At 59.9% G+C, this 25,057-nt stretch carries 24 protein-coding genes; 4 read left to right on the forward strand and 20 right to left on the reverse strand.

Annotation, left to right across the window (positions count from 1 at the left end):
- Positions 1–3 precede the first annotated feature (3 nt).
- Positions 4–1,437 carry a glyceraldehyde-3-phosphate dehydrogenase gene (locus OKC42_RS06755; protein WP_270819288.1) on the reverse strand — a complete coding sequence of 478 codons (1,434 nt, stop codon included), beginning with the start codon at positions 1,435–1,437 and terminating at the stop codon, positions 4–6.
- 211 nt (positions 1,438–1,648) lie between these two features.
- On the opposite strand from OKC42_RS06755, the gene OKC42_RS06760 reads away from it, so the two are divergent.
- Positions 1,649–2,449, forward strand: a complete 801-nt coding sequence (locus OKC42_RS06760) for a DUF2989 domain-containing protein (RefSeq protein ID WP_042082765.1) — start codon at positions 1,649–1,651, stop codon at positions 2,447–2,449.
- A 7-nt stretch (positions 2,450–2,456) separates the two neighbouring features.
- Positions 2,457–3,020, forward strand: coding sequence for an NUDIX domain-containing protein (locus tag OKC42_RS06765; RefSeq protein ID WP_270819289.1), 564 nt, complete (start codon positions 2,457–2,459; stop codon positions 3,018–3,020).
- A 104-nt stretch (positions 3,021–3,124) separates the two neighbouring features.
- Here the strand turns inward: OKC42_RS06765 and lipA are convergent, their stop codons facing one another.
- From lipA to leuS, 14 genes are all read right to left on the reverse strand, one after another.
- A complete protein-coding gene (gene lipA, locus OKC42_RS06770) occupies positions 3,125–4,090 on the reverse strand; it encodes a lipoyl synthase (protein WP_005335190.1) in 966 nt (321 codons plus the stop codon).
- Positions 4,087–4,764: a lipoyl(octanoyl) transferase LipB gene (gene lipB, locus OKC42_RS06775; protein WP_252413385.1), complete on the reverse strand. Its 678-nt coding sequence runs from the start codon at positions 4,762–4,764 to the stop codon at positions 4,087–4,089. The genes lipA and lipB overlap by 4 nt, the downstream gene beginning before the upstream one ends.
- A gap of 62 nt (positions 4,765–4,826) precedes the next feature.
- Entirely contained in the window at positions 4,827–5,090 is a 264-nt protein-coding gene (gene ybeD, locus OKC42_RS06780) for a DUF493 family protein YbeD (protein ID WP_005335178.1), read from the reverse strand.
- 292 nt (positions 5,091–5,382) lie between these two features.
- A complete protein-coding gene (locus OKC42_RS06785; RefSeq protein WP_005335176.1) occupies positions 5,383–6,579 on the reverse strand; it encodes a D-alanyl-D-alanine carboxypeptidase family protein in 1,197 nt (398 codons plus the stop codon).
- A gap of 186 nt (positions 6,580–6,765) precedes the next feature.
- Positions 6,766–7,746, reverse strand: coding sequence for a septal ring lytic transglycosylase RlpA family protein (locus OKC42_RS06790; protein ID WP_270819290.1), 981 nt, complete (start codon positions 7,744–7,746; stop codon positions 6,766–6,768).
- Complete coding sequence (gene mltB, locus OKC42_RS06795; protein WP_270819292.1) at positions 7,688–8,686, reverse strand: lytic murein transglycosylase B; 999 nt, start codon at positions 8,684–8,686, stop codon at positions 7,688–7,690. The genes OKC42_RS06790 and mltB overlap by 59 nt, the downstream gene beginning before the upstream one ends.
- Complete coding sequence (rodA, locus tag OKC42_RS06800) at positions 8,686–9,789, reverse strand: rod shape-determining protein RodA (protein ID WP_005335170.1); 1,104 nt, start codon at positions 9,787–9,789, stop codon at positions 8,686–8,688. The genes mltB and rodA overlap by 1 nt, the downstream gene beginning before the upstream one ends.
- Entirely contained in the window at positions 9,782–11,698 is a 1,917-nt protein-coding gene (gene mrdA / locus OKC42_RS06805; protein ID WP_040066816.1) for a penicillin-binding protein 2, read from the reverse strand. Before mrdA ends, rodA begins: the two co-directional genes overlap by 8 nt.
- A 103-nt stretch (positions 11,699–11,801) precedes the next feature.
- Positions 11,802–12,269 (reverse strand): 23S rRNA (pseudouridine(1915)-N(3))-methyltransferase RlmH, encoded by a 468-nt coding sequence (gene rlmH / locus OKC42_RS06810; protein ID WP_005335166.1) that lies wholly within the window; start codon positions 12,267–12,269, stop codon positions 11,802–11,804.
- Positions 12,270–12,288: 19 nt separating this feature from the next.
- Positions 12,289–12,630 carry a ribosome silencing factor gene (gene rsfS / locus OKC42_RS06815; protein WP_005335165.1) on the reverse strand — a complete coding sequence of 114 codons (342 nt, stop codon included), beginning with the start codon at positions 12,628–12,630 and terminating at the stop codon, positions 12,289–12,291.
- Positions 12,631–12,733: 103 nt separating this feature from the next.
- Entirely contained in the window at positions 12,734–13,384 is a 651-nt protein-coding gene (gene nadD / locus OKC42_RS06820) for a nicotinate-nucleotide adenylyltransferase (RefSeq protein ID WP_103250746.1), read from the reverse strand.
- Positions 13,378–14,415, reverse strand: a complete 1,038-nt coding sequence (holA, locus tag OKC42_RS06825; protein ID WP_270819294.1) for a DNA polymerase III subunit delta — start codon at positions 14,413–14,415, stop codon at positions 13,378–13,380. Before holA ends, nadD begins: the two co-directional genes overlap by 7 nt.
- Positions 14,415–14,897 carry an LPS-assembly lipoprotein LptE gene (locus tag OKC42_RS06830; RefSeq protein ID WP_005335160.1) on the reverse strand — a complete coding sequence of 161 codons (483 nt, stop codon included), beginning with the start codon at positions 14,895–14,897 and terminating at the stop codon, positions 14,415–14,417. The genes holA and OKC42_RS06830 overlap by 1 nt, the downstream gene beginning before the upstream one ends.
- Before the next feature lie 113 nt (positions 14,898–15,010).
- Complete coding sequence (gene leuS / locus OKC42_RS06835) at positions 15,011–17,587, reverse strand: leucine--tRNA ligase (protein ID WP_270819295.1); 2,577 nt, start codon at positions 17,585–17,587, stop codon at positions 15,011–15,013.
- 145 nt (positions 17,588–17,732) lie between these two features.
- On the opposite strand from leuS, the gene OKC42_RS06840 reads away from it, so the two are divergent.
- A complete protein-coding gene (locus OKC42_RS06840) occupies positions 17,733–18,227 on the forward strand; it encodes a zinc ribbon-containing protein (protein WP_005348075.1) in 495 nt (164 codons plus the stop codon).
- A gap of 84 nt (positions 18,228–18,311) precedes the next feature.
- Here OKC42_RS06840 and OKC42_RS06845 read toward each other — a convergent pair whose 3' ends face one another.
- From OKC42_RS06845 to fldB, 3 genes are all read right to left on the reverse strand, one after another.
- Positions 18,312–19,652: a TldD/PmbA family protein gene (locus OKC42_RS06845; RefSeq protein WP_270819296.1), complete on the reverse strand. Its 1,341-nt coding sequence runs from the start codon at positions 19,650–19,652 to the stop codon at positions 18,312–18,314.
- Complete coding sequence (locus tag OKC42_RS06850) at positions 19,652–21,052, reverse strand: TldD/PmbA family protein (RefSeq protein ID WP_270819299.1); 1,401 nt, start codon at positions 21,050–21,052, stop codon at positions 19,652–19,654. The genes OKC42_RS06845 and OKC42_RS06850 overlap by 1 nt, the downstream gene beginning before the upstream one ends.
- A gap of 202 nt (positions 21,053–21,254) precedes the next feature.
- Entirely contained in the window at positions 21,255–21,773 is a 519-nt protein-coding gene (fldB, locus tag OKC42_RS06855) for a flavodoxin FldB (protein ID WP_005335151.1), read from the reverse strand.
- Positions 21,774–22,023: 250 nt separating this feature from the next.
- Between fldB and xerD the strand changes: the two genes are divergently transcribed.
- Positions 22,024–22,923: a site-specific tyrosine recombinase XerD gene (gene xerD / locus OKC42_RS06860; protein ID WP_069526490.1), complete on the forward strand. Its 900-nt coding sequence runs from the start codon at positions 22,024–22,026 to the stop codon at positions 22,921–22,923.
- On the opposite strand, the gene OKC42_RS06865 is transcribed toward xerD, so the two are convergent.
- Complete coding sequence (locus OKC42_RS06865) at positions 22,920–24,455, reverse strand: sensor domain-containing diguanylate cyclase (RefSeq protein ID WP_270819301.1); 1,536 nt, start codon at positions 24,453–24,455, stop codon at positions 22,920–22,922. The genes xerD and OKC42_RS06865 overlap by 4 nt on opposite strands.
- Positions 24,456–24,541: 86 nt before the next feature.
- Positions 24,542–24,952: a large-conductance mechanosensitive channel protein MscL gene (gene mscL / locus OKC42_RS06870; protein ID WP_005354103.1), complete on the reverse strand. Its 411-nt coding sequence runs from the start codon at positions 24,950–24,952 to the stop codon at positions 24,542–24,544.
- Positions 24,953–25,057 lie beyond the last annotated feature (105 nt).

Genomic DNA, 25,057 nt, shown 5'->3' on the forward strand with positions numbered 1-25,057 from the left:
GGGCTATGCCGGTAGATCCTGGCGGACTACGCCAGCCATCTGCTCCATCACCCTCACTACCTGACAACTGTACCCGAACTCGTTGTCATACCATACGTAGAGCACGCAGTGATCCCCTTCGGCGATGGTCGCCTGGGAGTCAACGATGCCCGCATAACGGGAACCCACCATGTCGGAGGAGACCAGCTCGGTACTGGCGCTGAAGTCGATCTGGCGATGGAGGGCCGAGCTTAGCGCCATCTGCTGCAGATAGGCGTTGAGGCTTTCCCGATCGGTAGCCTGCTCCAGCGACAGGTTGATAATTGCCAGCGAGACATTGGGGGTCGGCACCCGGATGGCGTTGCCGGTCAGCTTGCCCTTGAGCTCGGGCAGCGCCTTGGCCACCGCCTTGGCGGCACCGGTGCTGGTCATCACCATATTGAGGGCTGCGCTGCGACCGCGGCGCTCGCCTTTGTGATAGTTGTCGATGAGGTTCTGATCGTTGGTGTAGGAGTGGACCGTCTCCACGTGGCCGTGGCGGATGCCGAACCGCTCCTGCATTACCTTGAGCACCGGGGTGATGGCGTTGGTGGTACAGGAGGCGGCGGAGATGATCCTGTCATCCGGGCCTATCACCTCATGGTTGACCCCGAACACCACGTTCTTCATCTCCCCTTTGCCGGGGGCAGTCAGCAACACCTTGCCGGCACCGCGCGCCTTCAAGTGCTCGGAGAGGCCTGCTTCGTCACGCCAGACGCCGGTGTTGTCGACGATCAGCGCATCGTGAATGCCGTAGGCGGTGTAGTCGATGTCGGCTGGGCTATTGGCGTAGATCACCTGAATGAAGGTGCCGTTGGCGATGATGGCGCTGCGCTCCACATCCACCTCGATGGAGCCATTGAAGGGGCCGTGCACCGAGTCGCGTCGCAGCAGGCTGGCACGTTTCTCCAGATCTCCGTCACGACCACCGCGTACCACGATGGCGCGCAGTCGCAGCGGATTGGCGGCGCCGGTACGCTCGATCAGCAGGCGGGCCAGCAGGCGGCCGATACGGCCAAAGCCGTAGAGCACCACGTCGGTCGGCTGCGGCATCTGGCTGCGGCCAAGGGCCGGTGCCAGTCGCGCTTGCAGATAGTCCTCGATCCCTGCTTCATCCTGATGATCCTGCCAGTAGCCGACTGCCAGCTTGCCAAGGTCAACCTCGGCGGCGGTGGGTTTGAGGGCAATGATGGCCTGAAGCAGGGGGAAGCTTTGCTGGATGGGGAGGGGAGCTCCCTGGTGGCGGCGGACGACCCGGTGGGCCTTGAGGATATCGATGGTGGAGGCGTTTTGCAGCGGGCGGCCGTAGAGGGTGATCTCGACCCCTTGTTGTCGGTAGAGGCGACCAATCAAGGGCTGCATGGCTTCGGCGAGCTCCTGGCTCTCCTGCCACGCTTGCAAGTAGTGCTCGTGGGTCATTGACCAGATCCTTTATTTCACGTTGTTGGTGTAAATAGAAAATTCGTCGAATGCAGATCAGTGTAGGGGTGTATATTTCGTTATATTATTCTGCAATCGCGGCCTTATATGGCGCGCGCATTGTAATGGATATGTAACCGGTTTGCTAGCCGGAGGTGGCCCGTAAAGGCGCCAGTTGTTACCAACCCGCGTTACCAACAAGATGTGAACCATGGCCAATTTCCCCCTGCGACAGACCTTCATCATGCTTTCCGTCGGCCTTGCCGTGGCTGGCTGCAATGACGACCGGATCCACAACATCTGTGGCAATCATCCCGAGCTCTGCCAGGATTTGGTGGACGATGGCTGGTGTCGCTACGAGCGTACAGATGTGATCCGCAGTCGCTTCTATCTCAAGGAGGAGGGGACGGATCGGCGCAAGTACGAGCTGATGCGTAACCTTGAGCGCTATCTTAAGTGTGCCGAGCGCTCCACCAGCATTGAGTACAAGAATGCCCGCGAGCAGAAGAGCCCACGGGTAGAGGGAATGCTGGCGGCCGGGGATCAGTTGGCCCAGCTCGATGCCGCGACCCGCAATTCACAAGATCCCTACCTGCTGCTCTGGCACTGGACCAACAACACCAACGAGCTGGCTCGCCAACAGTTTATGGCTCTGGAAGGCACCAAGGCGCTGGATGAACCCGAGCTGCAACTGGCGCTCGGCGGTATCTACGCCAAGAGCGACCCGGAAAAGGCCATCGCCACCCTGCAGCATGGCCTATCCCTCTATCAGGAGGGGGACAAGGTGAACAGCCGCATGTTCACCTCCCTCAGCACCCTCTATATGGGTCAGAAACAGTACGGGTTGGCCTATCTGTGGGGCAAGGTGAGCGAGTCGTTTCAGGATAGCCCCGAGGTCTCAGCCAAGCGTTTTGGCATCTACCACACCCTGAGCAAGACAGAGCAGGATGGTTACGATGTGCGGGCTGCCGAAATTGTCGAGCAGCTAAAGCATGGCAACTACCGGCCCTGATGCAGTGATGACGACGTTCTCTCCGGCCAGTTGCTGGCCCAATCCGTTCGATCTCTCTTTCGTTCATGGCGAGGTACGTACCGATGGCCTCACGCTTGAGCGCCTCACAGTGCGCGCCGTGGTGCCCCGTGGCGACGAGCTGCTGCTGGTCCACTCCCGGGTCAACGGCGATCTGATGTTCCCCGGGGGCGGCATTGAAGCGGGGGAGAGCCACCATGTGGCGCTCGCTCGCGAGCTGCTGGAGGAGTGTGGTGCCGAGCTGCGGGAAGTGGGGGGCCTGCTTGGCGAGACCCGTGAATATCGCGCCGCCCGCGAGCCGGGGTTCGATGCCTACTGCATCCGCTCGCTCTACTACTTGTGCCGGATTGGCGATCAGCTGGTAGCCCCGCAGCCACAGCCCTACGAGGTCCGCCTTGGCTTCGTGCCCGGCTGGTTTGCCCTCGACGAAGCGCTGCAAACCAACAAGACTCAGCTGGCGGGACCCTGTCCCCAGTGGACGGCGCGAGAGACCCGGGTGCTGGCCCAGCTGCAACGCTGGCATCAGCAGGGAATCTTCGACCACGGCTACTGAAGTAGATCAAGCCGCAACGGTCAGTGATACCAATAAAAAGAGCGCCAATGGGCGCTCTTTTTATTGTGAGGGTGGCGGTTACTTGGCCACTCTGTCGTGCGAAATCATTTGACCTCTTCGCCCTTGGCTTGCAGATCAGCATGGTAGGAGGAGCGAACGAAAGGACCACAGGCGGCGTGGGTAAAGCCCAGCTCCATGGCGACATCTTTCAGCTCGTCAAACTCTGCGGGCGGCACGTAGCGCTTGACCGGCAGGTGGTGGCGGCTTGGCTGCAGATACTGACCCAGGGTCAGCATGTTGACGCCGTGGGCGCGCAGATCCTTGAGTACCTCGACGATCTCTTCGTTGGTCTCGCCAAGGCCCATCATCAGACCGGATTTGGTCGGTACGTGGGGGTGCATCTCCTTGATGCGGCGCAGCAGCTCCAGCGACCACTTGTAGTCGGCGCCCGGGCGGGCGACGCGATACATGCGCGGCGCGGTTTCCAGGTTGTGGTTGAAGACGTCCGGCGGGGTCTCGCGGAACACCTCCAGCGCCTGCTCCATCCGGCCACGGAAGTCCGGAGTCAGGATCTCGATGCGGGTCTGCGGGCTGTGCTCGCGGATCTCGCGGATGCAGTCGGCGAAGTGCTGGGCACCGCCGTCGCGCAGATCGTCGCGGTCCACCGAGGTGATCACCACATACTTGAGGTTCATCTCTTTGATGGTCAGCGCCAGCTTCTTCGGCTCTTCCGGATCGAGTGCCAGCGGGCGGCCGTGGGCCACGTCGCAGAAGGGGCAACGGCGGGTGCAGATGGCGCCCATGATCATGAAGGTGGCGGTGCCGTGGTTGAAGCACTCCGCCAGGTTGGGGCAGGAGGCCTCTTCACAGACCGAGTGCAGCTTGTTCTTGCGCAAGGTGCTCTTGATGTGTTCGATCTTCTGGCTGGAGGGGGGCAGCTTGATCCGCATCCAGTCCGGCTTGCGAAGGAGTTCTTCGTTGGGATCCGGCATGAATTTCACCGGGATCAGGGCCATCTTGTCGCCATCGCGCAGCTTGACGCCCGGCTCCATACGAACGGGTTTGCTCATGATTCACTCTCGGTGTTTGTTATTGTTTGATAGCCAATCAGGCGAGCCAGCTCGGCCACCAGAATGGATTGCGCCTCGGCCACGCTTCGCGGGCCGCCCAGGGCGCTGGTCTGGGTCATGGCCATACCCGCATAGCCGCACGGATTGATGTGCAGGAAGGGGGTCATGTCCATGTTGATGTTGAGGGCCAGCCCGTGGAACGAGCACCCCTTGCGGATGCGCAGACCCAGCGAGGCCAGTTTTGCCTCCATGCCAAGGTCATTTTTCACATAGACCCCGGGGGCATCGGCCTTGGCATAGGCCTGGATATCGCTTTTGGCGAGGGTGTTGATGATGGCTGTCTCCAGCGCGGTCACCAGCTCGCGAACCGAGAATTTGCAGCGGCGGACATCCACCAGTACGTAGAGCACCAGCTGGCCCGGGCCGTGATAGGTCACCTGACCGCCGCGATCGCTCTGCACCACCGGGATATTGCCCGGATTGAGCAGGTGTTCGGCCTTGCCGGCCTGACCCTGGGTGTAGACGGGATCGTGCTCGACCACCCAGAACTCGTCCGGGGTATCGCTGGTGCGGTTGTCGGTGAAGGCTTTCATGGCGTCCCATACCGGCTGGTAGGGGCGGCGACCCAGCTGCCTGACAATCAGGCTGGACTGGGCGGGGATCTGGGATGACATGGCGTCCTCGCGGCGTGCTGCGGCCAAAAACAGTCGCCCCGCAGAACGGGGCGAGAGAAAAATTACAGTACGTATTTCACCAGCTCGATCTTGCCAAGGGCGTGGTACATCGCTTCGATGTGCTCTTTGCTCTGGGCAGTCACGGTCACGCGGACCGAGTGGTAGTTGCCCTTGGAGCTGGGCTGGACGGTCGGGCTATAGGTGCCGGGGGCGTGCTGCTGCAGCACTTCAACCACCATTTCCGGCAGTGCCGGGTCGGCAACGCCGAGTACCTTGAACGGGAATTTGCAGGGAAACTCCAGCAGTTCATCAAACTTGGTATTCATTTACTCACCTTTTGCGTCATCACCGGGATGACTTCATCTTGGATGGCTAGTGGCCGATGGCCCGTGGAGGCCGCCATTTCAAGTCTATATGGGCACGGCTCATAACTATATGGGCGCTGCCCAGACCGGGATCAAGGCCAGGATCGGTCAGACAAGGATGGAAGTGCTGCTTTTTACCACAAATCAGGGTAAGGCGGAACCTGCAGTTTACAGGGTTATTCGCTGCTTTTGTCCGTCACAGACAGCAGCGGCGCCTGTTGGCGCCGCTGTTTGGTGAGGATTGTGCGTTGGATTACTTGAACCAGCTGGTGACCAGCAGTACCAGGTAGTCCCACAGACGGCTCATCAAGCCACCTTCCTGCACCTCTTCCAGGGCGACCAGCGGCACCTGCTTGATCTCTTTGTCGCCCTGCTTCAGGAACACGGTACCGACGCGCTGCCCCTTGGCCAGCGGCGCTTTCAGCTCGCTGTCGAGCTGGAAATCAGCCTTCAGGTTGTTACCCTGACCGCGGGTGACCAGCACGGAGACATCTTTGTCGACGCCCAGTTTCACTTCCGGTTTGTCGCCCATCCAGATCTTCTGGGTGACCAGCTCGGTGCCCGCCTTGTACGGGGTCAGGCTCTGGAAGAAGCGGAAGCCGTAGGTGAGCAGTTTTTTGCTCTCGGCGGCGCGGGAGGCTTCGCTGCTGGCGCCCAGTACCACGGCGATCAGGCGCATGCCTTCGTTGTTGGTGGCAGAGGAGACCAGGTTATAGCCGACCTGGCTGACGTGGCCGGTCTTGATGCCATCCACTTGCAGGGATTGATCCCACAGCAGGCGGTTGCGGTTGTGCTGGGTGATGCCGTTGAAGACGAAGGATTTCTGGGAGTAGATCTTGTACTCCTCCGGCAGGTCGCGGATCAGCGCCTGACCCAGACGGGCCATGTCGTGAGCGGTACTGTAGTGACCTTCTGCATCCAGACCGTGCGGGTTCATGAAGTGGCTGTCATTCATGCCAAGCTTGGCGGCCCAGCTGTTCATCAGGCTGGCGAAGGAGTCGGTGCTGCCCGCCAGGAATTCGGCCATGGCGACGCAGGCATCGTTGCCGGATTGGATGATGATGCCCTTGTTGAGATCATCGACGGAGACCTGCTTGCCCACCTCGATAAACATCTTGGAGGAGTCGGAGTAGTTCTTGGACCAGGCGTTCTGGCTGATGGTCACCATGTCGGTGCGCTTGATGTTCCCCTTCAGCAGTTCCTGGCCGATGATGTAGGAGGTCATCATCTTGGTCAGACTGGCGGGCGGCAGACGCTCTTCGGCGTTCTGCTCGGCCAGCACCTGACCTGAGTAGTAGTCGATCAGAATATGGGCCTTGGCGGAGATCTCCGGCGCGGCGGGAACCACCATGGGCATGGCATTCGGGGTCGGTGTCGGCACCGGCGTATTGGCCTGGGCGGTTACGCTGATCAGTGAGGCCAGAAGAACTGAACGGGCAAATTTGGACATCTTGAAATTCCTGCGAGCCAGATGGGGATAAAATGCGGGCCTAACTATACCAGATGCGCCCGCAGGTTATAGCCCGAGATGGCGATCAGAACTGGTTTTTTATCCATCACTCCCTGTCATCACGCCATAAAACGACGTGATGACAGTGAGTAAGCGGTTAGTCACATCCGCGGCAAAAGGGGGCGATCAGGGCACGATAAAGGCCTGTTCCAGTCCGCCCTGACGTACTTTTTCCAGCACACTTGCCTGCTGGTCGGCGGCGACCGGGCCAATCAGCACCCGGAAAATGGCGCCATGGGCATCGATTCGGTAGGGTACGCCGTAACGCTGGGTCATCACCTTGCCCATCGCCTCGGCCCGATCCCGGGAACCGCTGGCCAGTACCTGGATCATCTTGCCATCCCCACTGCTGGCGGGCGCTGCAGCCTTGGCTGGCGCTGGTTTGACAGGTGCCGCTTTGGCGGGCTTGGCGGCGGGTGCCTTGACAGGAGCCGGATCGGCGGCGGGAGTGGCCATCGCCAGCGCGGTCGGTTCACCCAGGAAGCCATCTTGCGACAGCGTGTTGGAGGCCGCAGCCGGAGTGGTTGGAGTCATTTCGATGGGCTTCATCGGCTCCATGATCACCATCTGATCCGGAGTGTCGCTGATCAGCTCCAGCCGTACTCGGGCCTCACCGCTGTCGACCATCTCCAGCTGCTTGGCCGCTGCGTAGGAGAGGTCGATCAGGCGCGGGCTGTTGAAGGGACCACGATCGTTGACCCGCACTATGGTCTCCAGCCCGTTGTCCAGATTGGTGACCCGCACATAGCTCGGGATGGGCAGGTTGCGGTGGGCGGCACTGAACAGCTTGCTGTCCAGCACATCGCCGTTGGCGGTCTTCTGGCCGTCCAGATCCGGCGACAGCCAGCTGGCGGTGCCCTCTTCGCTGTAGTGTTTGATGTCGCGCCACACCTCGTGCTTCTGCTTGCCAATCCAGTAGTCCCGGTTGCCGCTGGCACTCAGGGGCTCGGGGCGCGGAATGGCGCCGGTGGCTTGCGGGATCTCGATAACGGGTGGTTTGCTGACCGGTGCTTGCGGCTCGATGGGGGCGCTCTGTTCCGGCTGGCTGCTACAGGCGGCCAGCAACAAGCTCAGGCTGAGCGGGAGGAGTTTGTGACGAAGATGCATACGCTTCCTGAATGGCTTGGCTAAGTTGATACACCGCCATCGCATAGAGTGGGCTGCGATTGTAACGGGTGATCACATAAAAGTTATGCCGTGCGACCCAGTATTCCGGTCCATCGGCTTGGGCAAACGCCAGCAACTTGACCGGCGTCTGTGGGGCCAGCGGCGTGGCGAGCTCAATCCCTGCCGCCGCCAGTTCTGACCACTGTTGTGTTAACTCGGGCTCAGGCCTGAGTAGAGGTTCGACTGCCATCAACCCGATCTGGGCCGGTTCCACCACGGATTCGCCCCAGCGCCACTGGTGGCTGGCAAAATAGTTGGCCACGCTGCCGATGGCATCGACCGGGTTGGCAAACAGATCCCGCTTGCCATCCCCATCAAAATCGACGGCGTAGTGGCGGTAGCTGGAGGGCATGAACTGCCCCATCCCCATGGCGCCGGCATAGGAGCCCTTGAGGGTATCGAGTTGCCACCCTTCCTCTTTGGCCAGCACCACCAGCTGGGCAAACTCCTTGGCAAAGAAGTCGGCCCGCTTGGGGTAGTGAAACCCCAGGGTGTAGAGGCTATCGAGCACCGGATGACGGCCCATCTGGCGACCGTAGAAGGTTTCTACCCCTATGATGGCCACGATGAGCGAGGCGGGCACCCGATAGGTCTGCTCCGCGCGAGCCAGCGTCTCGGCATGTTGCTGCCAGAACTGCTGGCCATCACGGATGCGATCCGGGGTAACGAACAGCGGCCGGTAGCGATGCCAGGGCTTGGCCTCCCACGGCTTGCTGATGGTGTCGAGCACCTCCTGCCGTAACTGGGCGCGGGCGACGGCAGCCTGCAACTCCGCCAGCGGCACCTGCTGCTGTTCGGCGAGCAGGGCCAACCGGTCCGGCGCCACGGCGGCGGTCGCCATCGTGGTGGCGAGCGAGAGCAGCAATCCGACCCGTCTCATCAGGCGAGCAGTCTTCTATGAGTCTGGATGGACATCAGGATACCGAATCCGGCCATCAGGGTCACCATGGAGGTGCCGCCATAGCTCACCAGCGGCAGGGGTACCCCCACCACCGGCAAGATGCCGCTCACCATGCCCATGTTGACGAACACATAGACGAAGAAGGTGAGGGTGATGGCGCCGCCCAGCAGTCGCTCGAAACTGTTCTGGGCCTGCATCGAGATAAACAGGCAACGGCTGATGACGTAGAGGTAGAGCACCAGCAGCAGGGCAACCCCCACCAGACCGAACTCCTCGCTAAATACCGCGAAGATAAAGTCGGTATGCCGTTCTGGTAAAAACTCAAGCTGGGACTGGGTCCCTTGCAGCCATCCCTTGCCAAAGACGCCGCCGGAGCCGATGGCAATCTTGGACTGGATGATGTGATAGCCGCGGCCGAGCGGGTCTTTCTCCGGGTCGAGCAGCATCAGCACCCGCTGGCGCTGGTAGTCGTGCATCAGGAAGAACCAGAGCACCGGCATAAAGGCCAGCATCAGCAGGACCGCCAAACCGATCAGCCACCAGCTGAGCCCCGCCAGGAAGATGACGAAGAAGCCGGAGGCGGCCACCAGAATGGAGGTGCCAAGGTCAGGCTGGGCGGCGATCAGCAGGGTGGGCAGCAGCACCATGATGAGGGCGATCACCACATGGCTGAACTTGGGGGGGAGCGAGTGGCGACTGAGCCAGGCGGCCACCATGATCGGCATGGAGAGCTTCATCACCTCGGAGGGCTGGAACTTCATAAAGCCCAGATCGAGCCAGCGCTGGGCCCCCTTGCCGATGTGGCCGAATACGTCCACCGCAATCAGCATCAGCACCACCACGGCGAACAGCGGCACCGACCAGCGGGCGTAGAGGGAGGGGGGCAGCTGGGCCAGGCCGATCATCAGGGCAAATGCGAGACCGCCGCGCACCAGCTGGCGCACGATGGAGTCCATATCCTGACCGGAGGCGGAGTAGAGCACCACCATGGAGAGGGTCATCACGGCCAGCAGACCGAGCAGCAGGGGCAAGTCGATATGCAGCTTGTACCAGATGCTCTGCTGGCGGGCAGAATTACTCATTGGGGGCGACCTCACTCGGTTGGGACGGCTTTTCCGGTGCCGGTGGCAGTTGCGGATCAGGGGGCAGCAGATAGGCATCCAGCATCTGGCGAGCAACGGGGGCCGCATTGGTACTGCCACCACCGGCGTTCTCCAGCACCAGTGCCACGACTGCCTTGGGTGTTTCATAGGGAGCAAAGGCGACAAACAGGGCATTGTCGCGGTGCTCCACTTTCATGGTTTTGGCGTTGTAGACCTGATTCTCTTTCATGTTGACCACCTGGGCGGTGCCGGACTTGCCTGCCGCCACATAGGGGGTGTTGGCAAAAGCGCGACGGCCGGTACCCTCGTGGCCGTTGATCACTCGCCACATCCCCTCACGCGCCACCTGCCAGTAGCTGTCGCTCTTGGTTTTGAGCGCCATGTTCGGGTTGATCGGTGCATCGACCACTCCCGCTTGGGAGGCGGTGCTCTTGAGCAGGTGCGGGGTCACATCGTGACCATTCTGGGTCAGGATGCTGATCGCCTTGGCCAGCTGGATTGGCGTGGCGCTCCAGTAACCCTGACCGATACCGATGGAGATGGTGTCCCCCTGATACCAGGGCTGACGCCAGCGGGCCATTTTCCAGTCACGGGATGGCATGACCCCCTTGGTCTCTTCATAGAGGTCGACGCCACTGTACTGACCGAAGCCGAACTTGGTCATGTAGCTGTGGATCTTGTCGATGCCGACCCGATAGGCGAGATCGTAGAAGTAGGTATCTGCCGAGACCTCGATGGCGCGATAGACATCGAGCCAGCCGTGTCCCCAGCGACGCCAGTCGCGAAACTTCTTGGTGGTGCCGGGAATGGAGAAGCTCGGGCCGCCGAAATAGCGGTAGCCCGGGGTAATGGCTCCCTCGTTGAGCCCCATCACCGACATCATGGGTTTGACGGTGGAGGCGGGGGCATAGATGCCCTGAGTGGTGCGGTTCACCAGCGGCCGCGCCGGATCGTTGAGCAGCGCCGAATAGTTGGCGCTGGAGATGCCGGTCACGAACAGGTTTGGGTCGTAGCTCGGGCTCGACTCCATGGCGATGATGGCGCCGGTTCTCGGATCCATCATCACGATGGCGCCGCGCTGGCCGGCCAGCAGTTGCTGGGCCTTGAGCTGCATCCGGACGTCGATATTGAGGTAGATATCCTTGCCCGGAATAGGCGGCTGGAACTTGAGGGTACGGACAATCCGGCCGCGGTTGTTCACCTCGACCTCCTGATAGCCCGCCACACCGTGCAGCTCATCCTCGTAATACTTCTCCACCCCCTGCTTGCCGATATCCTTGGTGGCTGCATAGTTGGCGAGTTTTTCTTCCTTCTCGAGGCGCTCCACGTCACGGGTGTTGATCTTGGCCACATAGCCCAAAGCGTGGGTGAGGGTGTCACCAAACGGGTAGTAGCGTTTGAGGTAGGCCTCGATGCTGGCGCCCGGGTAGTTATGCTGATTGACCGAGAAGAGGGCTACCTGATATTCGGTCAGTTTCTCGTAGAGGGGGACCGGCTTGAAGCGGCGCTGGCGCTTCACTTCGGCGAGGAACTTCTCCTTGGTGCCCTCCGGCAGACCCAGCAGGGTGATCAGCTGGTCGGCGGTTTTTTCGAGATCTTTGGTCTCTTCCGGCACAATTTCCAGACTGTAGACCGGGCGGTTTTCCGCCAGCAGCACACCGTTGGCGTCATAGATGAGGCCCCGTGGCGGTGCCACCGGCACCACGCGGATTCGGTTGGAGTTGGAGCGAGTCTGGTAGGTGTCGTAGGACTCGACCTGCAGATAATAGAGATTGCCCAGCAGCACCAGCATCAGCACGACGATGCCGATGTAGGCTACCAGGGTGCGCCGGAAGAACAGATTGCCCTCGGCACTGTGATCGCGCATTTCGATGCGTTGTTTCAGCATGCCTTTACCTCAAGACCCTTGGGGGCAATAAGAGCAGGAACTGCATTGTTCACTCTCTGTGATAGGGGGGAATATGAGAGGTGAGACTCCAGAGACGCATGGCTCACTCTCTATGATACGGATGATTGGTGGTGATGCTCCAGGCCCGATAGAGGCTCTCTGCCACCAGCACCCGCACCAGTGGATGGGGCAGGGTGAGCGGTGACAGTGACCAGCTCTGTTCAGCGGCAGCCTTGCACTCGGGGGACAAGCCTTCCGGCCCGCCTACCAGCAGCGCGACATCGCGGCCATCGAGTTTCCACGCCTCCAGCTGGGTAGCCAGCTGCTCCGTGGTCCAGGGCTTGCCCGGAATGTCGAGGGTGACGATGCGCGAACGCCCCGCAGCAGCCAGCATGGCTTCCCCTTCCTTCTGCAGGATGCGGGGAATGTCGGCATTTTTGCCCCGTTTGCCTGCGCCGATCTCGACGAGTTCAAACGGCATGTCTTTGGGGAAGCGGCGACGATACTCTTCGAAGCCATGCTCTACCCAGGCGGGCATCTTGGTGCCCACCGCAATCAACTGGATCTTCATGGTCGTTACACTTGTGCTCTTATTGCGTATTCATTTGAGCGGCACCGCTCCACAGCTTTTCCAGTTGGTAGAAGTCACGGTGTTCATCCTGCATCACATGCACGATCACCGAGCCCATATCTACCAGCACCCATTCACCGCTCAGTTGCCCTTCCACGCTCAGCAAATCCAGACCCGCGTGGCGGGCCTCGCTGGCCAGATGGTGGGCAATGGCGCTGACGTGACGACTGGAGTTGCCGGAACAGATGATCATGGTGTCAGTAATGCTGGATTTGCCGCGTACATCGAGGGTAATGATGTCGCGGCCTTTCATGTCATCGATCTTATCGATGATAAAGGCATGCAATTCTTGGCCTTGCAATGAGTCTCTCCTGTATTCCGGCGCGCAGCGTTTGCGTCAGGGCGGCGGATTATATCATGGTCACTCCCGTTTCCCATCGGGTGGGGCGGGATTACGACAGGGGCTAGCGGCGGTTGGCGCGGTAGAGCCCCTGTTGATCAATATAGTGCGCAACCGACTCGGGCAAGAGGTAGCGGGTGTCTTGCCCCGCATCCAGCAGGGCCCGCAGCCGGGTGGCTGACAGTTCGATGGGCTGGTTGTCCGCCAGCCAGATATGGCCAGCCAGACGCTGGTGCAGCGCGCTGGCGTCAGTGGTGTGATGGCGCGCCAGCAGCTGCGCCACCCCGGCCGGATAATCCGGTTGCCAGCCCGGCCGCACGCTCACCACCAGATGGGCATGGTCGAGCAGCTCCTGCCAGCGGTGCCAGCTTGGCAGGCTCAGCAGGGAATCCATCCCCATCAGAAAACAGAGCGGCGTATCGGGCAGTTCATGACGCAGCTCGATCAGGGTATCGATGGTGTAAGAGGGCTTGTCCCGTCTCAGCTCCCGCTCATCCACCACAAAGTGGTGGTTCTCCGCTGCCGCCAGTTTGACCATGGCGAGACGCTGTTCGCTGGAGCAGAACGGATTGGCACGGTGGGGCGGGATATGGTTCGGGATCAGCCGCATCTCGGCCAGCCCGAGGGCATCGCGCGCCTCGATGGCCGGGCGCAGATGACCGATATGGATGGGGTCGAAGGTGCCGCCAAGCAAACCGACAGGCGCCTTCAGCATGGCGCACTCTCCATCACCAGCGGCAGCGGGGTGCCATCACGAAAGCCGAGGGCAATGGTCTGCAACATCAGCCAGGCCTGTTCGGTATCGAAGCTGCGCTGGGCGTCGTCCAGCTGGGCCATCAGTTGCCACAGTTGCTGCAATTTGGCAAACGGCAGTCGGGTCAGCGCTTGCTGAATGAGCTGCTGGCGGCTCTGCCAGATGCGCAGGCGGCTGAAGTGCTCACCCAGCGGCTGGCCGTTGCGCATCGCCAGCGACAGTTCGGTCAGCTGCTCCAGCTCGCGGCAGAGGGTCCAGGCCAGCATCCCCGGCTCGGTACCTTCGGCCCGCAGGGCGGCCAGAATGCGCTGGGCCCGGTTCACCTTGCCCTCCAGCAGGGTATCGACCAGCTGGAACGGGGTGAAGTGGGCGTGGCGGATAATGGTCTCTTGCAGATAGGTGACGCTGATGGGCTGGGACGGCGAGAGCAGGGTCAGCTTCTCGATCTCCTGACTGGCGGCCAGCAGGTTGCCCTCGTAGGAGTGGCACATGAAGTTGATGGCATCCGGCAGCGCCTTGAGGCCGAAACGCGCAAAACGGGCGCTCATCCAGCGCGGGAAAAACTTGGGCTCCGGATGGTTGACCGGCACATAGGTGCCAATTTGGTAGAGCTTGTCGAACCAGGCTGCCTTCATCTGGGTCTGGTTGAGGCGACCGCCACTCAGCACCAGCAGCAGGTCGGGGTGGAGCTGCTTGCCAATGTCGCTGATGCGGGCAGCGAGATCCTTGTCCACCTTGGCGGGCAGCTCCAGCTCGATGATCTGGCGGGCGGAGAAGAGGCTCATGGCCTGACAGGCATCGTAGACCTGATTCCAGTCCAGCCCCTGTTCCACCACGAAGGTGTGGCGCTCATCGAAACCCTGCTTGCGGGCGATCTGACGGATGGCATCGATGGCCTCCAGTCGCAACAGGGGCTCGTCGCCAAAAACGAGATAGCAGGGCCGAAGCCCTGCTTTGAGGTGGTCACCAAATTGTTCCGGGTAAATCCGCATCAGAAGCTGACCTGACTCAACTGCCGGATCACCTGATTGGCCGCCTGCTCCTGCATCTCGCGGTTGAGCTGCTCCTGCTCACGGGAGGAGGCGAGCGCTGCATCCGGCTTGTTGAGGAAGCTGCGGTTGAAGTTGATGGGGAAGACCTGAGTCGGCTTGCCCGGTACCGAGATGGTGAACTGGGTACCAAAGCCCAGCACATATTCGGTGTCCGTCCCCAGCGCGTTGACCGAGGCGACCTGACTGGTGCTGCCTACGCCGCCCAGAGTGAGCACCGGAATGCCCTCCTTGTCGGCCAGGGTCACGCCAGAGGCCTTCAGACGGGTGGTAACCATCCGGTAGAAGTCGCTCTTGTTGTCGCCCACGACCTTCATGGTCATCAGCTCGCTCGGAATGCCGTTGCCGCGCATGTGAAAGCCGCAGCCTTGCAGCAGCAGACCAGCCAGCACGATGGCCATCCAGCGGGTGAAGATGGTGCCCATAGAAAATCCTCTTTGCATTAAGGGAAAGCGGCGGGCGCAGGGCCCGCCGTTATCATCCGTTTGCTGTTACAGATTGGCAATGATCAGTTGGTAACCAATCAGTTGGCAGCCAATTAGTTAGCGACAATATTGAGCAGCTTGCCAGGTACATAGATCACCTTGCGCACGGTCAGACCGTCGGTGAACTTCTGCACGGAGGCATCAGCCATCGCCAGCTTCTCGACGTCGGCCTGGCTGATCTCGGCCGGCACGGTCAGTTTTCCGCGCATCTTACCGTTGATCTGTACCACCACCAGCTTCTCGGTCTCGACCATGGCCGCTTCATCGGCCACCGGCCAGGCTGCGTGATCGATGTCGTCGCCCTTGCCCAGCATCTTCCACAGCTCGAAGCCGATGTGCGGGGTGATGGGGTAGAGCATGACTACCACGGCTTCCAGCGCTTCCTGCATCAGGGCGCGGTCCTGCTCGTCGTTGCCCAGCTTGGAGAGATTGTTCATCAGCTCCATGATGGCGGCGATGGCGGTGTTGAAGGTCTGACGGCGACCCACGTCATCGCTTACCTTGGCGATGGTCTTGTGCAGTTCACGGCGTACCGCTTTCTGCTCGTTGGTGAGAGCCGCTACATCCAGCGCGGCAACGGCGCCACCGGAAACGTGTTCGAAGGTGACGCGCCACAGGCGACGCAGGAAGCGCTGGGCACCCTCTACGCCGGAGTCGGACCACTCCAGGGTCATCTCGGCCGGAGAGGCGAACATCATGAACAGACGGACGGTATCGGCGCCGTAACGCTCGACCATCAGCTGCGGGTCGATGCCGTTGTTCTTGGACTTGGACATCTTGGTCATGCCGGAGTGCATTACCTCACGGCCTTCGTTGTCGATGGCCTTGGTGATGCGACCCTTCTCGTCACGCTCTACCTTGACGTCGGTCGGGCTGACCCAGACGTTGCCGCCCTTCTCGTCTTTGTAGTAGAAGGCGTCAGCCAGCACCATGCCCTGGCAGAGCAGGCGCTTGAACGGCTCGTCGCTGTTGACCAGACCCGCGTCACGCAGCAGCTTGTGGAAGAAGCGGGCGTAGAGCAGGTGCATACAGGCGTGCTCGATACCGCCGATGTACTGATCCACCGGCAGCCAGTGGTTGGCCGCCGCCGGATCCAGCATACCCTTGTCGTAGTCCGGGGAGCAGTAGCGCGCGTAGTACCAGGAGGACTCCATAAAGGTGTCGAAGGTATCGGTCTCGCGGAACGCTTCCTGACCGTTGTAAGTGGTCTTGGCCCATTCGGCGTCAGCCTTGATCGGGCTCTGGATACCGTCCATCACCACGTCTTCCGGCAGCAGTACCGGCAGCTGATCTTCCGGTGTCGGCACTACGGTACCGTCAGCCAGGGTCAGCATCGGGATGGGGGCCCCCCAGTAACGCTGACGAGAGACACCCCAGTCACGCAGGCGGTAATTTACGGTGCGCTTGCCCTTGCCCAGCCCTTCCAGCTTGCTGGCGATGGCATTGAAGGCGCCCTGGAAGTCGAGACCGTCGAACTCGCCGGAGTTGAACAGCACGCCCTTCTCGGTGTAAGCCGCTTCGCTCACGTCGACGTCGCCATCAACCGGCTTGATCACCGCCTTGATGTCGAGGCCATATTTGGTGGCGAATTCGAAGTCACGCTGATCGTGGGCCGGAACTGCCATCACGGCGCCGGTGCCGTAGTTCATCAGCACGAAGTTGGCGACCCAGACCGGTACCTTGCGGCCATCCAGCGGGTGAATGGCATAGAGGCCGGTGGCCATGCCCTTCTTCTCCATGGTAGCCAGTTCCGCTTCGGCGACCTTGGTGTTCTTGCACTCTTCGATGAAGGCGGCCAGCTCAGGATTGTTCTGGGCTGCTTGCAGCGCCAGCGGGTGACCGGCGGCGATACCGACATAGGTGACGCCCATGAAGGTGTCCGGACGGGTGGTGTAGACCTCCAGCTGCTCACCCTGACCCTCGATGGCGAAGCTGATGTTGACCCCTTCGGAGCGGCCAATCCAGTTGCGCTGCATGGTCTTGACCATCTCTGGCCAGCCTTCCAGATTGTCGATGTCGTTGAGCAGCTCTTCGGCGTAGTCAGTGATCTTGATGAACCACTGGGGGATCTCTTTCTGTTCCACCGGGGTGTCACAGCGCCAGCAGCAGTTGTCGACCACCTGCTCGTTGGCCAGCACTGTCATGTCGTTCGGGCACCAGTTGACGGAGGAGGTCTTTTTGTAGACCAGACCCTTCTCGTAGAGCTTGGTGAAGAACCACTGCTCCCAGCGGTAGTAATCCGGTTTGCAGGTGGCGACTTCACGATCCCAGTCATAACCCAGACCCAGCATTTTCAGCTGGTTCTTCATGTATTCGATGTTTTCGTAGGTCCAGGGCGCCGGTGCGGTATTGTTTTTGATCGCGGCGTTCTCGGCCGGCAGACCGAATGCATCCCAACCTATGGGTTGCAGCACGTTCTTGCCATTGAGGCGTTGATAACGGGAGATCACATCACCTATGGTGTAGTTACGAACGTGCCCCATGTGTAGTCGACCAGACGGATAGGGGAACATGGACAGGCAGTAGAACTTCTCCTTGTCTACCTTCTCCACGGCCTTGAAGGTTTTCTTGGCATCCCAGTGCTTTTGCACTGCTGGTTCGATTGATTGGGGAACGTATTGCTCTTGCATTGGTGACATCCGGATCTGTGAAATGAATAGATAAATCAGCTGGGAAATCGCAATAGAATACCCATATCCTGCGGCGGCAACAACCGCCAGCGTCCCTTGGGCCTTAAGCCGGGCCAGATCAGGGTTTAGTAGAGGAGTTAGAGCCATGGACAAACGTCAAAAAGGGTACGAAGCCTTCATTGCCGAGCTGCAAAAACAGTGGCAAGAGACTGAAGAGTTCCAGGGGGAGCGCCTCAACCGGATGATTGCCAAGGTGCAGGCCTATCTGGAGGCCGCCAGCGACCTGACTCAGGACGAGCTGGCGCTCATCGCCGAGTACGTGAAGCGGGATCTGGGCAACTATGACGAGGGGCGCCATGACGATAGTGCGCAGGTGGAAGAGTCTGCCTTTATGTTGGCCCTCAAAGACACCGCCTGGTCCTGGCTGGCGGATGTGACCGACCGCGCCCAGGTGGAGTGGCGGGAGCTGGCCGACGAGCTGGAGCATAAGGGTGTTTACGAAGCGGGTGACTGGGTGGGGCTCGGGGTCATGGTGTGCGACCAGTGTGGCTGGCGCCATACCGTGCTACACCCCGAGCAGCTCGATACCTGCCCCGAATGCGGCTGCGCCGAGTATCATCGCGAGCCGCTCTCGCCCTGAGTCATGCCATCAAGGCGGACGAGATAACGAGCAAAAAGGCGCCATCAGGCGCCTTTTTCTTGCTTGCAGGTTTCGTCGGGACGTTTACTTGCCCGCTACGGAGAGGCCGCCAAAACGGATCTGCGGGGCGTAGAAGCCCTTGCCGTCGTTGTGGTGCAGGGTGTCACCGACTGCTTCCAGCTCGCCCAGCAGGCGGTAGAAGTTGCCTGCTACCGTGATGCCGCGCACCGGCTGCAGGCGAACTCCATCGCGGCAGAGGAAACCTGACGCGCCAAAGGAGAAGTCGCCGCTCACCGCATCGGCACCGGAGTGCAGGCCATCCAGCTTGACCAGCTCCAGATAGTCGCCGCTTTGCACCTCCGCTTCCCTATGGGGGCCTGCGCCAAACACCAGATGGCGAGCGGTCACATCGAGGGCGCTGCGGGCACCGCGAGCGGCCGAACCGTTGCTGGCGACTCCAAAGTGGCGGGCGGTGGCGCTGTTGTGGAGCAGGGTTTTCAGCTCCCCTTCGCCAATCAGCAGCAGATCCGAGCTGGCAGCTCCCTCGCCATCAAACGCCTTGATGTTCATGCCGCCCGGCATATAGACCCTGCTCTCCAGAGTAAGCCAGCGTGACGCTACGCTCTGGCCGACCTTGCTGCGCCAGGGGTTGATCCCCTGCTGGGCCCACTTGCCCGACAGCACACCCTGAAAGCAGCCAAACAGGCTGGCGAAGCAGTTGGTGCTAAAGATGACGCTGTAGTGACCGCTCGGCACCGCTTCACCGGGCAGCAGACCATCGGCGATGGCGTAGATCTGCTCGATCAGGGCCTGACTGTCCAGCTCGTCGAAGCGGCGGCCATACTGCCCCTGCGAGTGCATCGACTGGCGGCCATCCCGTTCCACCAGCGCCGAGGTGTAGCAGCCGACGCTGAACTCGCCGTGCTGGCAGAGGGTGCCCTGACTGTTGGCGAGCCAGAGCTGGCTCTCCCCTTCGAAGAAGCTGTTGTAGGGGGCGCCGCTCACATCGGGCATGGCCAGCATGTCAGATTCGAGGCGCAGGGCCAGAGCGATCTTCTCCTCAACCGGCGTGATATCGGGCTGGTTGATCTCGGCGCAATCTGTGGTGATCCGGCTATTGGCCACCGAGATGCGCTGATCTGCATCCACCTTGGCAAAGCGGCTGGCATCGAGCGCATCCTGCAGCATGGCATCCAGCGCCAGCTCATCGAGGGATTCCGAGTAGGCGATGCCGACCCGACCCTCTTTTATCAGGCGAATACCGAGTTGCTGGCTGCTGGTGACCTTGTATTCACCCAGCTCGCCCTTGTCTGCCTTGAGGGAGAAGGCCTTCTCCTGATTGGCGATGATGTCTGCCTCGGCGCCGAGGTCGGCCACCTTGTCGAGCAAGCGGGTGAGCAGTTGGTTCATGTCGAGCTGGCTCATCAGGCGTTCCCTCCCACCAGAATATTGTCCACTTTCAGAGCCGGCTGGCCCACCGAGGTGGGGACCGAGCCCGAGACCGAGCCGCACATGCCGGCGGCCAGCGCCAGATTGCGGCCCACCATGGAGATCTCTTTCAGCACCTGCGGGCCGGTGCCGATCAGGGTGGCCGACTTGAGCGGCGTGGTGATTTTGCCGTGCTCGATGAGATAGGCCTCCTGCACATTGAAGTTGAATTCACCGGTGCCGGGCTGTACCGAGCCGCCCCCCATCTTCTTGGCGTAGATACCGTGCTCCACCGTGGCCAACATGTCGTCGAGGCTGTGGTTGCCCGGCTCGATATAGGTGTTGCGCATGCGCGAGGTGGGGGCGTACTTGTAGGATTCGCGCCGCCCGGAGCCGGTGCGGGCGTAGCCCGTCTTGAGGGCGCCCATTCTGTCCACCAGAAAGCCGGTCAGAACGCCGTCCTTGATGAGCTGGGTGTGCTGGGTCGCCATCCCCTCGTCATCGACGTTGATGGAGCCCCAGGCATTGCTTTGCAAGCCTTCATCCACCGCATTGACCACCGGATTGGCGATAAGCTGGCCCATCTTGTCGTGGAATACCGAGGCCTTTTTGGCTACCGAGGTGGTCTCCAGCAGATGACCGCACGCCTCGTGGAAGATGACGCCGCCAAAGCCGTTCTCCATGATGACCGGCAGGGTGCCGCTCGGGCAGGGAGCCGCGCCCAGTTTCACCAGTGCCTGACGGGTGGCGGTGAGGGCCAGCTCGCGCGGATCGATGCGATCGGCATGCTCCCAGCCCATCAGGGCGCCGGGGGCCTCGTAACCGACGCTCTGCTCGCTCCCTTCAATGGCGATGGTCTGGGCCATGATGCGGTTGTAGTGGCGGCGATCGGCCACTTGCACCCCTTCGCTGTTGAAGATCTCCACCTCCTGCTCCCAGCCCAGCACGTTGCCGGAGAACTGGCTCACCTTGTCGCTCTCGGCGCGGGCCGCCGCATCCATGGCGTGCAGATAGGCGATCTTCTGCTCCAGCAGCTTGTCTGCCGACAGGGGCAGCGCCACCGGGTTGCGATCGCTCAGGCGGGTGAAATCGAAGGCGGTGGCGGTCACCACAGGGTCGCGGCGGTCTTTGGCCGCCAGCAGGGTGACGATGCGCAGCAGTTCGTCGCGGCTGGCTTGGTTGGTGTAGCCGTAGAGCACCTTGTGGCCGTAACAGAGGCGCACGCCGATACCGAAATCGAGGCCACCGCTGATGTTCTCTATCTGGCTGGAGAGCAGGCTGAGCTGGCTGCGGCGCTTGCGCTCCACAAACAGCTCGGCGAAATCGGCACCCAGCGCCAGTGCGTGATCGAGCACGTCACGGGCAATGGCGGGGGCCAACAGGGAGAATGGGGTCATAGAATATCCTTTTCTGGTCTGTCCGTTTGCTTCCGACATCCGGCTCTGATTGTTATGGGATGTCGAGTCCATTGTTGCAGACCAGCACAAAAAAGTCGCTATAGCGTCATGCGATGATACCGATTGAGAAAATCGGTGCGATAACTGCGCCCGGCGGCAAGGGCCAGGCGCTCAGGGTCGTTTTGCCAAAACGTGGGAAAGATCAGAGCAGGGCGTGGATTTCGCTCAGGATCTGCTCGACCCACTGCTCGATGCGCGGATCGGTCTGGTCATATTGGTTGGCATCATCGAGGGCCAGTCCGACGAAGTGACGGCCATCGTCGATCAGTGCCTTGGAGGCATCGAATTCGTACCCTTCGTTGGGCCAGTAGCCCACCAGCTTGACCCCTTTTGGCACCAGCTGATCGTGCAGCATGCCGAGGGCGTCCTGGAACCATTCGCCATAACCGAGCTGATCGCCGAGGCCAAACAGGGCCACGATGCGTCCCTCCAGATGGAGATCGGCGATATCTTCCCAGCGGGACTCCCAGTCCTCCTGCAGTTCGCCAAAATCCCAGGTGGAGATGCCGAGGATCAGGATCTCGTAATCCTCCATCCGGCGCAGGGAGACATCCTTGATATTGTGAATATCCACCAGCTCGGGGCCGATGAGGGCGCGGATCTTCTCGGCAGCCATCTCGGTGTAGCAGGTGGTGGAACCGTAAAACAGACCAATCTTCATCGCTCTACTCTCTGTTGGCGCTTTCTCGCTTGCTTTTGGCGCGTTCTCGCATGCTCGTGTGGGCTGCGCCATGTTGGCAACACGATGGGTAACGTAAGGGGAGGGCGCCAGTCTAGCAGATTGCCATTCGACCTTCACCGCCCGGCAAGGGGCGTGGCAAACGTGCCTTATCTTTCCAATGAAAGTGCCTTGTCTTTCCAAGGAGTTGGCGCGTTACAATGGGCCATCGATCCCATGATTGCAGCGCACCATGAGCAAACCCGACCCCCATCCCCTGATTGAACCCTTTCTCGACGCCCTCTGGCTGGAGCGGGGATTGTCTGACAACACGGTCAGCTCCTATCGCAGCGATCTGGAGAAGTTCTCCCTCTGGCTCGACGAGCAGGGGAGCTCGCTGCTGCTGGCGGGGATGGACGAGATCCAGCACTACCTTGCCTGGCGGGTCGATCACCAGTTTGCGGCCAGCAGCACCGCCCGTTTTCTCTCGGCCCTGCGCCGCTTTTACCAGTATCTTAACCGCGAGAAGCTGCGCAGCGATGATCCGACCGTGCTGCTGGAGGGGCCCAAGCTGCCGAAAAAACTCCCCTCCGATTTAAGCGAAGCGGAAGTGGAGGCACTCTTGAGTGCGCCGCTGGTGGATGACCCGCTGGAGTTGCGGGACAAGGCAATGCTGGAGCTGCTCTACGCTACCGGCTTGCGGGTTTCCGAGCTGGTGGGGCTCACCGCCGAGCATGTCAGTTTGCGTCAGGGCTTGGTGCGCGTAGTGGGCAAGGGCAACAAGGAGCGGTTGGTGCCGATGGGCGAGGAGGCGATGCACTGGCTGGAGCGTTACTACCGCGAGGCCCGTACCCTGCAGCTGGGGGGCACCAGCTCGGATGTGGTGTTTCCCTCCAAGCAGGCCCGTATGATGACCCGCCAGACCTTCTGGCATCGCATCAAGCTCTATGCCCTGCGGGCCGGGATCAACGGTGAGCTATCCCCCCATACCTTGCGCCACGCCTTCGCCACCCATCTGCTCAATCATGGCGCTGACCTGCGGGTTGTGCAGATGCTGCTGGGTCACGCGGATCTCTCCACCACCCAGATCTACACCCATGTGGCCAACGAGCGACTCAAGGCGCTGCACGGTGAGCACCACCCCCGCGCTTAAGCCCGTTGCAGCCGATTTTTGCCTGCTTGTTTAGCCTGATACAGGGCTGCATCGGCGCGGGCCATCACACTGTCTGGCGCATCATTCAGGGATTCGGCAATGCCACCGCTAAAGGAGACGCTTAAGCCCTTTTCACGCCAATCCTGTTGCCCCATGCTGATACGCCAATGCTCCATCAACTTCTGCGCGTTGGCAATATCCGTCTGTTCAAAAATGGCGACCAGCTCTTCCCCCCCAAAGCGGCACAGGGTTGCCTGTTCCTCCAGCAATTGGCTACCTAGCTGAGCGGTGCGTTTCAAAACGGCATCCCCGATGGGATGACCATAGGTATCATTTATTTTTTTGAAGTTATCAATGTCGATAATTGCCAATATGTATTGGCTATTTTCTTTATGTAGAGTGGCGAGCGCCTCTTCCAAATAACGGCGGTTGTACAAGCCGGTTAATGCATCACGCAGCGATTTTTCTGTTTCGGCCTGCATTTTGTCTGAAATCATTACAATTTCATCTTCCAGTTCCTCTATACCTGCCAGCTTGGGGATAATAATTTGTTGCCCTGGAGGGGTGATACGCAATTGTCTAACAACTTGTACCAATGTGCTGATTGTATGCTCCAGACGTTGCCTGAAAATAATGGCAACCAGTGTGAATATCGATAATGATAATACCAGAGTGATAAATATAGTAGGCAGTATCTCACCAATCAAAATATCGCTCTTGAATGGAAATACAGTAATAACCAGCCACGATGGGTTGTTGTGAAGGGCGTGATATGAAATGAGATCACCATTTTTACTCATTAAGGTACCATTCCTGCCTTTCAATTCAGAAATCCATGGTTGGTCAAGTCGACTGCCGTTTTCCTGAGGGTCGCTGTGAGCCACAATCATCTTACTGCCTCGGTCAAAGAGCATATATACAACATTGTTACTACTCTCCAGAATCCGCCCTATACGTGCTGAAAATACTTTCAAGTTCAGGTCGATGCCAATCACGCCAAGAAATTCCCCCTGGTTATTAAAAACAGCATGGGAAAGGGTGACGACCGGCATTTTTTCAATCGCGTCAATGTAAGGGGAACTCCAGATATTGATGCCGGGATGCTCGATAGCATTGCGGTACCATGGACGTTCCGACTCTTTGAACTCAATCGGGGTAGGGTGAAGAGAGAAATTGATATGCTTGTTATCCTGAAGCATGTAGTACACGGTTTTTATTGGGCCATCAGGGTAAAGAAGGTATTGCCAAATGTCGCGATAACGTTGTTTTAATTCCGGGGGAAGATCTCCATTATTCTCGGTAATGTCGGCAATGATGATATTTATTTGCCTCTCAACCGAAGAGAGTGAGTTATCCCATTGCTGCGCAGTACTATCGTTAAAAAATCTGGCGGTGCTTAGCAAGGTGTTTTTCTGCATAACAGAAAAAAGGTACGCACTACCCAATGTGGTCAAAACAAGTGGCAGCGCAAGCAGCAAAAGAAAACGGAGAATAAAGCTGTGATTGGAGTTTGCAGCAGTGGAGGTTTGCATAGTCACGACGCCTATATAACTTTACGCCATCTAACCATAGCCCATGGGCATCGTGACACACATACACACCAGTCTGGGGAGTCGGCTCAACGCTCCTGTTGAGATTTCAGCAGATCACGGATCTCGGTCAGCAGCTCCTGATCTTTGGTCGGGCCTGCCGGGGCGGCGGCTTCCTCTTCCTGCTTCTTCTTCAGGGTGTTGATGGCCTTCAGTCCCATGAAGATGGCAAAAGAGATGATCAGAAAGTCGATGATGGTCTGGATGAACTTGCCATAGGCGATGACCACGGCGGGTGTTGTACCTTCTGCGGCCTTCAGGGTAACCGCCAGGTCGCTGAAGTCCACGCCGCCCAGGATCAGGCCGATAGGCGGCATGATCACGTCACCGACAAAAGAGGAGACAATTTTGCCGAAGGCGGCACCAATGATGATACCGACCGCCATATCGATGACGTTGCCGCGGGCGGCAAAGGCTTTGAACTCTTGAATCAGACTCATTATTTCCTCCGAAATTAAACAAGATAGCGCGTTGATTACCCTTGCCAAAGGGCGAACTCTTGTCAGGAAAAACAGAGGCTAAGCCGCGTTATTCCTGTCGTCCTG

It is taken from the genome of Aeromonas sp. Y311-2, from assembly GCF_027706025.1.
Taxonomy (GTDB): domain Bacteria; phylum Pseudomonadota; class Gammaproteobacteria; order Enterobacterales; family Aeromonadaceae; genus Aeromonas; species Aeromonas veronii.